The sequence below is a fragment of the Microvirga sp. KLBC 81 genome (genome assembly GCF_003075415.1).
Lineage (GTDB): Bacteria > Pseudomonadota > Alphaproteobacteria > Rhizobiales > Beijerinckiaceae > Microvirga.
Genome location: NZ_QDAH01000001.1, coordinates 185,342 through 198,915 on the forward strand (window position 1 = coordinate 185,342; position 13,574 = coordinate 198,915).

Here is a 13,574-nt window from a genome sequence, read left to right on the forward strand (position 1 = left end):
CTATGCTCCCTGTGCCAGCCTGCCGCGCAAAGAACTCCTGGAGGAAGCCATGGCCTATCAGCCCGCCACGACTCGCTATGACGAGATGATCTACAATCGCTGCGGGCGGAGCGGCTTGAAGCTTCCCGCGATCTCGCTGGGGCTTTGGCACAATTTCGGTGAGGACAAGTCGGCGGCCACCGCAAGGGAGATCTGCCGCACGGCCTTCGATCTGGGCATCACGCATTTCGATCTCGCCAACAATTACGGCCCTCCTCCCGGCTCAGCGGAGACGCTGTTCGGCGAGATCCTGCGCAGCGAATTTCATGGCTTGCGCGACGAGTTGGTGATCTCCACCAAGGCGGGCTATCGCATGTGGCCGGGACCGTACGGCGAATGGGGCAGCCGCAAATATCTGCTCTCCAGCCTCGACCAGAGCCTCAAGCGCATGGGGCTCGACTATGTCGACATCTTCTACTCGCACCGCTTCGATCCCGAGACGCCGCTGGAAGAAACCATGATGGCGCTCGATTCCGCCGTGCGTCAGGGCAAGGCGCTGTATGTCGGCCTCTCCTCCTACAACAGGAAGCGCACCCGCGAGGCACTTGCCATCCTGCGCGAACTCAAGACACCCTGCATCATCCACCAGCCGAGCTATTCCATGCTCAATCGCTGGATCGAGGAAGATGGGTTGCTCGACACGCTCGATGACCTCGGCATGGGCTCCATCGTGTTCTCGCCGCTGGCACAGGGCATGCTGACGACGAAATATATCAACGGCATCCCTGAGAGCAGCCGCGCCGCCGCAGGCAAATCGCTGCGAACGAGCTTCCTCACCGAAGACAATCTCTCCCGTATCCGCAGCCTCAATGACATCGCACAAAGGCGCGGGCAGACGCTCGCACAAATGGCGCTCGCCTGGGTGCTGCGCGGCGGACGCGTCACATCTGCGCTCATCGGCGCGAGCCGGCCTGAGCAGGTGGTGGACTGCGTGGGGGCGCTGAAGAACCTGTCCTTCGCGCCGGAGGAACTGGCGGAGATCGACCGCTATGCCATGGACGGCGGCCTCAATATCTGGGCTGCATCGGCCGAGCGAGAAGGGCCTTCACGCGGGAAGTAGATCAGAGCCTTTTTCGGTGAAGTGGCTCCGGTTCACCGTCAAAAAATGCGGCCCGGCAAACAAGAGAGCTGATTCCATGCCAATGGAGACAGCTCTAGTAACGAGCTGAGACGCTGACGGGAATGCCGCGCGAGATGGAATTGCTCACGGTGGAGGTTTCCTGCGCTTTCTGGATAAGAGCCTCCAAGTCAGCGTCTTCATCGGCTGCTTCGACACCAATGTCGACAGCAGCGGCTGTTGCACGAAGCGGAGTACCGTCGAATGTCACGGTCACGTCCACGGCAACAGCCGTCAGCGTTATGCCCATCTCGTGGGCGACGTAATAGAGATCGTTGCAGAAGCATCCGCCGATCGCCAATCCCAGCAATTGACCGCCATTGAAGCCGAGCCCCTGGCCGCCGGCTTTGCCCTCCGGGCGGTCGACGACGACGGAGTGGACGCCAGCCCACCCGATGGAGGCCTCCGTTCCCGGAATACCGCGCAACCTGACTGTCATGGCTGTCATAGGGCACCTCCTGCTGCCTGAATGTGCCTGGGTCCTTCATGCTTCGCCAGTGCCGAACCCTATGGCCGCGCATGGGCTATTTCTGAGTACCCAGCCAGATCGTTTGAGAGACCAACGGACATCGGATTAACTCGAAGCACAGCCTTGTCGCATCGAGTGGATCGGGATCATGGGCTCTCGCAGCCAAATCGATAACCGCAGACACGCCAGACGTTTTCGCGCCCAGCACCTTGCAAAGATCGTGCTGGGCCCAGATGCAATGATCTCATGTACGGTCGAGGACATCTCGACCGACGGCGCGAGGATATTACTCAGGCAGGACATTCCATTGCCTGAAGACTTCGATCTCTTCATCGCGGCTCATGATCTCCAGGTTCATCGTGCGCATCTGTGCTGGCGCCACGGCGACTCCGCCGGTGTGTCCTTCACTCTCTCCACGGAGCGACCGGAGAACACGTCATTCCTCGTGCGCCACACTGCGCAGCAGCACAGCTTACCGGAGGCCGTGTCCGAGAGAGTGTTGGTCGAAATGGAGCGTGACAGACCTGCCCGCGAACGAGCATCTTCGCATCTTAGGAAATGACGGAACTGTCGGCTCCTGCGCAGCGGATCGACAGAATGTCCAATCTTTGCTCACCAAATGAACAGCGACGAGGCATCCTGAACCGCAGCATCGTTGACGCTCCTTTCGGGCGGAATACCATCGAGTTGCTGTCGTGGTCTCTCACATTCAGCATACGCCCTGGCCCTGGGACAAAATCCCTCGGTCAGGGCGCCCAATCGCACAATGTCATTGCCGCGTCATGTAAGGCGTCTAGGTCCTGCCTGTGGGGGCAAACAGGGGATGGGCTGCACGGATGCACTGGAGCCCATCCCCTCCATGACCGTGAGCGAATGGGAGAACGACAGAGAATGAATCTCGATGAACTAACCGCCTGCCCCAAGTGGTTTCCCATCTTTTTGATGGGAATAGGCGTCGCAGGCGTCTTTGCCTGCCAGATCCTGGCGTAACGACGAATCCTTCCCGTCAAAGTCTTTCAGCGGCGTCCGAACAGGCGCTCGATATCTGTAAGCTTCAATTCTACGTAAGTGGGCCGCCCGTGATTGCACTGGCCGGAGAGAGGCGTCGCCTCCATCTCACGCAGCAATGCATTCATCTCCTCCGGCCGCATGCGGCGACCGGCGCGGATAGAGCCGTGGCAGGACATGCGCGAGAGAACGGCATCGAGCCGCTCTTCCAGCGGATTGGCGGCACCCTGTCCCCACTCGGCCAATGCATCCGCCACATCCTGCACCAGCGCCTTGATGCGCCCACCTGCCAGAGCAGAAGGCACTTCGCGCACGAGAAGCGCGCCGTGGCCGAAAGGCTCGACCACGAGACCGAGGCCCTCCAGCATCGAGGCTTCCGCGAGCACGCGATCGGCATCGACAGGATCGAGATCGACCACCTCGGGGATCAGCAGCAATTGGCGCGCGATGCCGGACGAGGCGCGCTCGCGCTTCAGCCGCTCATAGACGAGACGCTCATGGGCTGCGTGCTGATCGACGATGACGATGCCGTCCTGCGTCTGCGCGACGATGTAGGTGCCGTGCAGCTGCGCGCGTGCGGCACCCAGTGGCGCCGCTTCCAGTTCAGGTTCGATTTCGGCAAGCGTCGCGCGACCATCGGCAGACGGCGCAGCGAGATCCGGCAAGGTGGCCTGCGCCTCCGCCAAACCGGATGCCGGTGCATAAGTCTGCGGAGCGGGATCGAGGGGAGCCTGCCAATTGGCGAAACCGCTCGAAGGCCGGATCAACGAAGGACGATGCGCGTAAGCGGGCCGTGAAGGCAGCGTCCCTTGCGGACGCAGGCTTTCCAATGTGCGCGTGCCGACGGTCGAGGAGGCGCGCGTACCGAAGCGACTGATGGCCTCCTTGATCGCCGCCACCACGAAGCCGCGCACGAAAGCGGGGTCACGGAAACGCACTTCGGTTTTCGCCGGATGCACGTTCACGTCCACCGCACGCGGATCGAGTTCGATCATCAGGGCGAGAACCGGATGCCTGTCTGAGGCCATCACATCGGCGTAAGCACCACGCACCGCGCCGAGCAGAAGCTTGTCTCGGACAGGGCGTCCATTGACCACGAAATGGATCGCGGTGGATGTGCCGCGATGATAGGTCGGCAGGCTCGCGAATCCCGTGAGCCGCACGCCCTCGCGCTCGACGCCGATCGACATGGCATTCTCGTTGAAGTCGGAGCCGAGCACGCGCGAGAGACGGCGCAGAAAGCCATGCTCGCCGGGTTCCTCCGGCGGATAGGTGAAGGACGTGATGTGTTCACCCGACAACGTGAAACGCACGGTCGGATGCGCGATGGCGAGACGCTTCACGATCTCCGCCACGGCCTGCGCCTCGGAGCGGTCGCTCTTCAGGAACTTCAGGCGCGCGGGTGTTGCCGCGAACAGATCCGTCACCTCGACGCGGGTGCCTTTGGGCGCGGAGGCAGGCCGCACGGGCCCTTTCACCCCGGCCTCCACCACGATCATGGAGCCGGTCCCGGCATCCGCCGTGCGGGTGGTAATCGCAAGGCGCGCCACCGCACCGATGGAGGGCAGAGCCTCACCACGGAAGCCGAGCGTATTGATGGAAAAGAGATCGCCGTCCGGCAGCTTGGAGGTGGCATGGCGCTCGACGGCGAGTTCCAGGTCCTCCGGATTCATGCCCTGCCCGTCATCGACGATGCGGATCAGGCGGCGGCCGCCCGCTTCCACCGTGATCTCGATGGAGCTGGCGCCCGCATCGACGGCGTTCTCGACAAGCTCCTTCACGGCCGCCGCCGGACGCTCGACAACCTCGCCCGCAGCGATGCGGTCGACGAGAATGGGATCGAGGCGGCGGACGAGCATGAGGCGCTTCTGCACGAGGGATTCGGAAGAGAGAAGATAGGGATCGGGCGCCGCGGAGACCAGCGGCCGCGACGTTATTCCCCTGCCCATTTATAGAATGAAAACATGGCACTCTTCGTCATGGCCGGGCTTGACCCGGCCACCCACGTCTTAGGAAACGCTGTGCGTTGAAGGCGTGGATCCCCGGAACAAGTCCGGGGATGACGGCAGTGATGCCTTTAGGCCTGCGCCAGATACTGCTTGGCGAGGATCTTGCCCTCTTCCACGGCGGGCTGATCGAACGGATCGACGCCCAGCGCATAGCCGGTGAGGATCGTCTCCAGCATGAAGTGCATGAGCAGCTCGCCCACAGCACGTTCATCGAGCTGCTCGATGTGGATGCGCCGGGTCGGACGGCTGTTCCGGGCGAGCGTATCGGCCGTTGCCCGGCCCTGAGCCGCCACGAGATCGCCGATGCGCTTGCCGCCGAAGCCCGGCTCGCCCGCACGCTTGGCGAGCTTCTCGTCCATGAGCGGCCCCTGCCCTGCCACACCCGTGGTCATGACGGTGAAGAGCTTGTCGTTGGGACCCGCAAGGTAGAGCTGGAGCTGGCTGTGCTGGTCGACCGGGCCGATGGCCGCTACGGGCTGCGTGCCGTTGCCGTCCTTGCCGATGCTCTCGGCCCAGAGCTGCACCCACCAACGCGTGAAGCGCTCCAGGCGATCCGCATAGGCCATGGTGACGGCAATTCCCTTGCCCTCGCGCGCTGCCGCCACGTTGAGCGCAGCACCGAGAGCCGCGGGCGCATCCTCGGCGGCACTGCCGTCGCGGAACGGCTCATAGGCCTCAGCCGCGCCCTGGCGGATGGCCGCGATATCGAGGCCGAGCACGGCTGCGGGCAGAAGGCCCACATTGGTCAGCACGGAATAGCGCCCACCGATGCCCGTATGGTGTTCCAGGAAGCGCACGCCCTCGGGCTCCAGGAGGTCGCGCAGGGCGTTCCTGCCGCCGTCCTTGCGCGGCTCCGAGAGGCCGAGGAACGTATCCTTCGGCAGGGCCTTCAGGCCAGCCTTGTCGAGGGCGGAGAGCACCGCAATCGTCTGCATCAGGGTCTCGCCCGTGCCGCCGGACTTCGAGATCGACACGAAGCGCGTGGACGAGAGCGGCAGCTTGTGCAGCACATGATCGAAGGTGATCGGGTCGAGGTTGTCGAGGAAGTGGACCCGGGGGCTCTCGGTGAAGCGGCCAGCCCCTGGCACGGCATAATCCTTCAATTGGGCCAGGGCCTGCCCGCCCAGGCTCGAGCCTCCGGTGCCGAGGAACACCACATCCGTCGCATCCCGGCGCAGCCAGGAAGCCGCCTCGCGCACGGCGGCGAGATCGTCGGTCGTGCGCGGCATGTGCAGCAGCGGCAAGCGGCCTGACGCATCGTCGTCGGCAAGCCGGCCCATTGCCTGATCGACAGCCTCGAGGGCCGCTTCGAACGCCGCCTGCGAAAGACCGCCTTCCCCGATACCGGCTTCCAGGGCAAGATCAATCGATTGCTGCAAGGCCATGCCGATACTCCGACTCGTTCGTTAGGGAAGCGAAACTTTAGGGCAGAGATGGGACGGCGGCTAGCGCATCGTGCGGAAAAGTGGACTCGGTTATTCGCTAGCGCGGCCCTTCGGGTCGCATCCGACGATGCGCTGCTTATAAAAGAGAGCATCGGATGGATCCCGAAGGTGCGCCCCACTTTTGGGTCCGATGCTCTAGGGGACGGTGAAAGACGCACCCTGCTCCTTTCAGCGTTCATACGAAAAGGGGAGCCGATCGGCTCCCCTTTTAGTTTAAGGACTGAAGAGACTTACAGCCCGGTCGGCCGCCCTGCGATGACGGTCAGCATCTTGCCATCGCCGAAGATGCGTTCCGCGGCCTTGCGGATATCGGCCTGCGTCACGGCGGCGACCAGCGCGTTGCGGCGGCCGATGTAGTCGATGCCGAGCCCCTCGAAGGCGATCTGCGCCAGAGTGTGGGCGATCTTCGTCGAGGTGTCGAAGCCCAGCGCATAGGAGCCGATGAGGTAATCCTTCGCCTTCTGGAGCTCTTCGTCAGAGGGGCCTTCCGCCTTAAGGCGCGCCATTTCGCCGGCGATCACCTCCAAGGCTTCGACCACGCGCTCGTTCTTCGTGGCGGTGTAGCCCCAGGTCATGGCGGCCGCGCGGTAGCTCACGAGAGAGGTGCCGACGCTGTAGGCGAGGCCGCGCTTCTCGCGCACCTCCTGGAAGAGGCGCGAGGTGAAGGAGCCGCCGCCGAAAATGTGGTTGAGCACATAGGCCGGAATGAAACCGGGATCACGCCACGCGATGCCGGGCGTGCCGAAGCGGATCACCGATTGCGGGACCTCGAGATCGACAACGACGCGCGAGCCGATCTTCTTTAGGGGTGCAGGCTCGATCACGCTCAGCGCCTTGGCTTCGGGAAGAGAACCAAAGACCTCGTCGAGCAGGATCGACAGATTGTCGGAGGAAATGGCACCAACAACGGCAACCTTCACGCGACCGCGCGCGATCATGGCGCGGTGCATGGCAACGAGATCGTCGCGGGTGATGGCGGCAACGCTCTCCGGCGTGCCGGAGGTGGGGCGGCCGTAAGGATGGCCTGCAAAGCCTTCCTCGAAGAAGCGGCGCGTGGCCATGACGCCCGGATCGTTCTGCTGATAGCGCAGGCCCGCGATGGTCTGGGCACGCACGCGCTCGATGGCGTCAGAATCGAAGCGCGGCTCAACGAGCGCGAGACGCAGCAGCTCGAAGGCTTCATCGGCATGCTTCACGAGCGTCTTCAGCGAGCCGCCGATGGCATCGTTGCCGGCGTTGAAGGAGAGCTCGATAGCGCGCGCGGCCAGGCGCTCCTGGAAGGCGTCGGAATCGTACTCGCCCGCACCTTCATCAAGCAGACGCGCCAGCATCTGCGCGACGCCCGGCTTGGTCTCAGGATCATGCGCCGATCCGCCTTCGAAGATGAAGGACACGGCGATCAGCGGCACCACATCGGATTCAACATGCCACGCCTCGACACCGCCCGCGGAGGTCAGCGCCTTCACATTGGTGGGTGACAAGGATAGGGTTTCGACGGAAGCGGTCATCTTTACCTCAAGTCTTGTGCAGGCGGTCAAGACGCCGACTTCTGCAGATAGCCCGTCACGGAACGGCGGGCGACGAGATAGCGCTCGGCGACGGATGCAAGATCCTCCTTGAGCACGGTCTCGATCTCCACCGGCCAGCGGCGCACGTCCTCGATCGTCTCGCCGATGGCGAGAGCGGAGCCATAGATGCGCGCAAGCGACGACTGGCTGTCGGTGGAGTAGATCGTCTCGGCCACGAGACGCGTCTTGGCGCGCTCGATGGCGTCGGAATCGAGAGCCTCGGCGGGAATGGTCTTGAGCACCTGATCCACCGCCTCTTCGAGCGCAGAAAGCGAAACGCCCTCGGCCGGAACCGCATAGACGCAGAAGCGCGTGTCTTCCATCGCGGAAGACATGTACCAGGCGCCGGCATTCACGGCGATGCCGCGCTCCAGCACGAGCTTGCGATAGAGATACGAGGTCGGGCCGCCGCCGATCACCTCGGCGAGCAGCTCGAGCGCATAGCAATCACGCTGCGCGGCCGTGCGGCAGGACGGCACGAGGTAAAGCCGCTGCATCGTCGGCTGCTCGACCTTCGGATCGGCCACCGTGATGTGGCGCGCAGCCACAGGCTCGGGCTCGCGCGGACGCATGCGGACCGGGCGCTTGCCTTGAGGCGTAATGCGGCCATAGGTGGCGTCCGCCAGGCGGCGCACCTCGTCTGCCGTCACATCGCCAGCCACGACCAGAATGCCGTTCTCAGGCGTGTAGAAACGCCTGTAGTAATCGAGCGCATGCTCACGGTTGAGCGTCTCGATCTCGTGCATCCAGCCGATAATCGGAATGCCGTAAGGATGATGCACGAAGAGCGCAGCCGCCATAGCTTCCGAGAGCTGAGCGGAAGGATCGGTCTCCACGCGCATGCGGCGCTCTTCCAGCACCACGTCGCGCTCAGGCCCGATCACGGACTCCTCGAGCAGGAGGTTGGTCATGCGGTCAGACTCGAACTCCATCATGACCTTCAGGTTCTCGCGCGCCACGCGCTGGAAATAAGCCGTGTAGTCGAAGGAGGTGAAGGCATTCTCCTGACCGCCGAGGCCCGATACCACTTTCGAGAACTCGCCGGCCGGATGCTTCTCGGTGCCCTTGAACATCAGGTGTTCGAGGAAATGCGCAATGCCCGACTGGCCGAGCGGATCGTCAGCCGAACCGTTGCGATACCACACCATGTGCGTGACGACGGGAGCACGATGATCGGGGATCACCACGACATCGAGACCGTTATCGAGCGTGAAGGACGACAGATTGGGGCCGCTGCCTTCCGTGCGCCCGAAGGACGAGGCGTCGGCTCTGAGGATGGGCTTGGAGGCAGTCTTCATATCGGTTCAACCTTAAACGCATCAAATCGTTTCGTAGGGTAATCCCTACGGGAATAGTCCAATCGGGGAAGCAAGCAAGCGAGGCAGGATATCTTCAAGGTGCGACATGGTCAGCGCCCGAAGGCTTCAACAGGCTTGGCTTTGCAAGGCCCCTAGAACGTCTTCAGGCGAAGCGGGGGGCCCCGTTCGCCTGAAGAAAAAGAAGAATGGCAGCGTGTTATTGTCTTTTCTGCTGCTGCTGAAGATAGGCCTGAGGGCTATCCGGATCACCCGACGGGATTGGATCGCGGGAAGCCTTGAGAGGCGCACCGCCGGCAGCCTTCAGAAGATTCTGCGGAGGATCGCTCAAGTAGCGGCGCTCCAAACCATCGCCCTGAAGCTCGGCCTTCTTTTCCTGCGAGAAAGCACGCAACTCGTCCGGCGTCATGCGGGTATTCTCGGCCTGTCCGCCGACCAGGGGCGGCGGGCTGGTGACGCGGTTGTTCGGGTTGCGGCCCGCGCGGATCTCATCGATGGAAAGCCGCTTGCCCTCGCTGAGCTTGTAGAACTCGGTTTCCGTGTAAGGCGTCTTGGCTTCTTTGGCAGCCTTGCGGCGGGCAGCCACATCGGGGTCCTTGGGCCAATTGGCGTTGTTTGCCTCGGCGCCATTGGACGGAGCCGGAGCCGGCAGATCCATCTTCGGCGGCAACACGAGAGGCGCGCGCTCGTTATAGATGATCGGCTCTTTTTCCTTGGGGATGATGCCGATGCTGCCGAGGATGCTCTTCACAGCCTCGCCTTCCTCCGCCGAGGCCGAGGATGCCGCGACTGCAAGCGCCAAAGCGCCCACGAGGCCAAAGACTTTCATTCCCTTCATGGCACACCCACCATTGTTTCTCTTTATGCCTGGAACGCCTGATCGCTCTTTGGGGCGAACATAAGGCAGCTTGTCAGACCCTTAGGGGCTATCGCCCGCGCCTCGGTTCCAGGACGAAGGAGTCATAAAGCAATCCAATCACCCCCGCAACGATGGCCGCATCCGCCACGTTGAACACGTACCAGGACCAGTTGCCGACCTGGAATTGGATGAAATCGAACACGGCACCATAGGCCAGCCGGTCGATCACGTTCCCGATAGCTCCGCCCACGATAAGCCCGAGGGAGACGGCCAGGAGCCTGGCCTTGGTGCGGCGGATCCAGAAGGACAGGCCGATGGAGGCGAGAATCGAAACGACGATCAGGATCCAGCGTCCCATGTCACCGTCCTGCTGGAACAGGCCGTAGGAGATGCCCCGGTTCCAGACCACGATCAGGTTGATGAAGGGCGCGAATTCCACCGGTTCCTTCAGGGGCAGGTCGTAGACGAAGAGGGTGTAGAGCTTCGTGGCCTGATCGAGGATCAGGGTGATCAGGGCCGCCGAAAAGCCCAGGATCGCGGCCATCGAGAGCCCGGCTTGAGCGGCGCGGCCCTTAGCCCCGCCCTTGGGTGAGCGGGGCCTGGCCGCAGCGCGGGGGCGCTGCGGAGCGGCCTCGGAGGCACTCGCGCCGGAGGTCGGCGCCCGGGAGCCTTCGCCTTTGATCATTCCGCAGCCGCCTTCAGCCGATCCCACTCGCGCAGGGCCGCCGCATCGCGCGGCGTCACATCCGGATAATCCGGATCGCTGCCCACATCCGGCGTGACCTTCCAGGAGCGAGCGCATTTACGGCCCTTGGCCAGTTCCGGCACCACGGCAACGCCCTTCACGTCTTCGAGACGGAAGGCGTCCGCAGGGCCTTCGCCCTGCACCACCTGGATAGCGGAGGTGATGCAGATGTCGGCCATGTCGAGGCCCTGGACAGCCTGGAAGAGGCCTTCGTCGGCAATGTGGACCACGGGAGCGGCCTCGAGGCTCGCGCCGATGCGCTTCTGCGCGCGCTCGATCTCCAGCGCGCCGGTGACGACGCGGCGCACGCGGCGCACCTTGGTCCAGCGCTCGGCCAGCGCCTCGTTGCGCCATTCGGCCGGAACCTGCGGGAAGGCTTCGAGATGCACCGACTCCGCATTCGGGAAGCGCGCGAGCCACGCCTCCTCCGCCGTGAAGGAGAGGATCGGCGCGATCCATGTCACTACGCAGCGGAAGGTGTGGTCGATCACGGTGAGAGCGCTCTTGCGGGCGAGGCTCGAGATCGGATCGCAGTAGAGCGTATCCTTGCGGATGTCGAAATAGAATGCCGAGAGGTCCGTGGTCATGAACGAGTTCAGGAGCGCGACCACGCGCTTGAAGTCATAAGCCGCATAGGCATCGCGCATTTCGCCATCGAGTTCGACGAGGCGATGCAGCACGAAGCGTTCCAGCTCCGGCATCGCGCCGAACTCGACCCTGTCCGCTTCGCGGAAATGCGCGAGCGAGCCCAGCATCCAACGGATCGTGTTGCGCAGCTTGCGGTAGGTCTCGGCGGTGGTCTTGATGATCTCGGGACCGATACGCTGATCGTCCCAGTAATCGACCGAGGCCGTCCAGAGACGCAGGATATCCGCGCCGTATTCCTTGATGACGGCCTGCGGCGCGACCGTGTTGCCGAGCGACTTCGACATCTTGCGGCCCTGCTCGTCGAGCGTGAAGCCGTGCGTGACGACGATGTCGTAAGGCGCGCGGCCGCGCGTGCCGCAGCTCTCGAGCAGAGACGAGTGGAACCAGCCGCGATGCTGGTCCGAGCCTTCGAGATACATGACCTGATCGGGACCGCCATCGACCTTGCGGCGAACGTGCAAATCCGGGCGCTTCTCCAGCGCGAAGGCATGCGTACAGCCGGAATCGAACCACACGTCGAGAATGTCGTTCACCTTCTCGAATTCGTTCAGGTCGTAGCCGCCGGCTTTCAGGAAGCGCGAACCGTCATCCGCATACCACGCATCCGCACCTTCCTTCTCGAAGGCTTCTGCGATGGCCTCGTTGACTTGGCTGTCCTTGAGGATCTCGTTGGTGCCCTTCTTCACGAAGACAGCGATCGGCACGCCCCAGGCGCGCTGGCGCGAGACCACCCAGTCGGGACGGTTGGCGATCATGCCGTTGATGCGGTTCTCGCCGGATTCCGGCACCCACTGCACGCTTTCGATGCCGCGCAGCGCACGCTGACGGAGCGTGTCGCCCTTATCGTCGAGCGGCTTGTCCATCGAGATGAACCATTGCGGCGTGTTGCGGAAGATGAGCGGGCCCTTCGAGCGCCAGGAATGGGGATACTGGTGCTTCAGGCGACCGCGTGCGATCAACGCGCCTGCTTCCACGAGCTTCTTGATCACCGCTTCGTTCGCGCCCGCATCCTTGCCCTTGTCGTCATAGATGCGCTCGCCCGCGAAGAACGGGATATGAGGGAAGTAGGATGAATCCGGCGATACCGTGTGGGGCACTTCCCGGGTGCCGCAAGCGACGAATACGTCGCGATGCTTCACGTAAGTATTGTAGTCATCCGCGCCATGGCCGGGAGCCGTGTGCACGAAACCCGTACCGGCATCATCGGTGACGTAATCGGCAGGCAGCGTCGGCACCGGATAATCCCAGTAGCCGTTCGCGCCTTCAAGGCCGCGGAACGGATGCGCGCAGCGCTCGATCATCACCGGCAGCACGTCCTTCACACGCTCGTAACCGGCGACGCGCGCAGCGGCGAACACATCAGCCGCAAGCTTGTCGGCGAGGATCAGACGATCACCCGCCTTCGCCCAGTTGTCGTCGGCGGCTTCCGTGACCCTGTAGAGGCCGTAGGCTATGTCGGAGCCGAAAGCGATGGCGCGGTTCGCCGGGATCGTCCAGGGAGTCGTCGTCCAGATCACCACCGACGCGCCTTCGAGGTCGCCGTCGAGCGTATTGGTGATCTTGAACTTCACCCAGATCGTGGTGGAGGTCTTCTCGTGATACTCGACCTCGGCCTCGGCGAGCGCGGTCTTCTCGACGGAGGACCACATGACCGGCTTCGAGCCGCGATAGAGCTGGTCGCTCGTCGCGAACTTGATGATCTCGCGGGCGATCTGCGCTTCCGCGTCATAGGACATGGTCAGATACGGGTTCGACCAGTCGCCGCCGACGCCGAGGCGCTTGAACTCCTCGCGCTGCACGTCGATCCACTTCTCGGCAAAGGCGCGGCACTCGCGGCGGAACTCGACGATCGGAACCTCGTCCTTGTTCTTTCCCTTGGCGCGATACTCCTCCTCGATCTTCCACTCGATGGGAAGGCCGTGGCAGTCCCAGCCCGGCACATAGTTGGAGTCGAAGCCCAGCATGCCTTGAGAGCGGACGATCAGGTCCTTGAGGATCTTGTTGAGGGCGTGGCCGATATGAATGTTGCCGTTGGCATAGGGAGGGCCGTCGTGCAGCACGAAGCGCGGACGGCCCTTCTGGGCTTCGCGCAGGCGCTCATAGAGCTTCATCTCGTTCCAGCGTTCCAGGAAGAGCGGCTCGCGCTGTGGCAGTCCCGCCCGCATGGGGAACTCGGTCTGCGGCAGGAACAGGGTTTCAGAATAGTCGCGCGCGGCGCTCTCAGGCTTATCGGTCATGACGGTCAATCGATCCAAGCGGCCCCTGATCCTGGGGCTCAATTCAGGCTTTGTTTGAGGCGAACAGCTAAATCCCGGACCTTCGCGGGTTACGCGAGGGCCGGGCCGATAATT

General features: G+C 63.2%; 10 protein-coding genes. 2 read left to right on the plus strand and 8 right to left on the minus strand.

The window, feature by feature from the left end:
- Window positions 1–49 precede the first annotated feature (49 nt).
- Window positions 50–1,099, plus strand: coding sequence for an L-glyceraldehyde 3-phosphate reductase (gene mgrA / locus DC522_RS00905; RefSeq protein WP_116526806.1), 1,050 nt, complete (start codon window positions 50–52; stop codon window positions 1,097–1,099).
- A gap of 94 nt (window positions 1,100–1,193) precedes the next feature.
- Here the strand turns inward: mgrA and DC522_RS00910 are convergent, their stop codons facing one another.
- Window positions 1,194–1,604 carry an OsmC family protein gene (locus tag DC522_RS00910; protein ID WP_116526807.1) on the minus strand — a complete coding sequence of 137 codons (411 nt, stop codon included), beginning with the start codon at window positions 1,602–1,604 and terminating at the stop codon, window positions 1,194–1,196.
- Between the two features lie 169 nt (window positions 1,605–1,773).
- Here DC522_RS00910 and DC522_RS37145 point away from each other — a divergent pair, with 169 nt between their 5' ends.
- Window positions 1,774–2,187 (plus strand): PilZ domain-containing protein, encoded by a 414-nt coding sequence (locus DC522_RS37145; protein ID WP_116526808.1) that lies wholly within the window; start codon window positions 1,774–1,776, stop codon window positions 2,185–2,187.
- Window positions 2,188–2,641: 454 nt separating this feature from the next.
- On the opposite strand, the gene mutL is transcribed toward DC522_RS37145, so the two are convergent.
- The 7 genes from mutL to ileS form a co-directional block, all read right to left on the minus strand.
- Complete coding sequence (gene mutL / locus DC522_RS00920; protein WP_116526943.1) at window positions 2,642–4,492, minus strand: DNA mismatch repair endonuclease MutL; 1,851 nt, start codon at window positions 4,490–4,492, stop codon at window positions 2,642–2,644.
- A 218-nt stretch (window positions 4,493–4,710) separates the two neighbouring features.
- Window positions 4,711–6,027: a glucose-6-phosphate isomerase gene (locus tag DC522_RS00925; protein ID WP_116526809.1), complete on the minus strand. Its 1,317-nt coding sequence runs from the start codon at window positions 6,025–6,027 to the stop codon at window positions 4,711–4,713.
- Window positions 6,028–6,317: 290 nt separating this feature from the next.
- Window positions 6,318–7,595 carry a pitrilysin family protein gene (locus DC522_RS00930; protein ID WP_116526810.1) on the minus strand — a complete coding sequence of 426 codons (1,278 nt, stop codon included), beginning with the start codon at window positions 7,593–7,595 and terminating at the stop codon, window positions 6,318–6,320.
- Between the two features lie 26 nt (window positions 7,596–7,621).
- Window positions 7,622–8,953 (minus strand): pitrilysin family protein, encoded by a 1,332-nt coding sequence (locus tag DC522_RS00935; protein WP_116526811.1) that lies wholly within the window; start codon window positions 8,951–8,953, stop codon window positions 7,622–7,624.
- A gap of 217 nt (window positions 8,954–9,170) precedes the next feature.
- Entirely contained in the window at window positions 9,171–9,809 is a 639-nt protein-coding gene (locus tag DC522_RS00940; protein WP_133239199.1) for a hypothetical protein, read from the minus strand.
- An 88-nt stretch (window positions 9,810–9,897) separates the two neighbouring features.
- A complete protein-coding gene (gene lspA / locus DC522_RS00945; protein ID WP_116526944.1) occupies window positions 9,898–10,374 on the minus strand; it encodes a signal peptidase II in 477 nt (158 codons plus the stop codon).
- 137 nt (window positions 10,375–10,511) lie between these two features.
- Window positions 10,512–13,460 (minus strand): isoleucine--tRNA ligase, encoded by a 2,949-nt coding sequence (ileS, locus tag DC522_RS00950; RefSeq protein WP_116526813.1) that lies wholly within the window; start codon window positions 13,458–13,460, stop codon window positions 10,512–10,514.
- Between the last annotated feature and the right edge of the window lie 114 nt (window positions 13,461–13,574).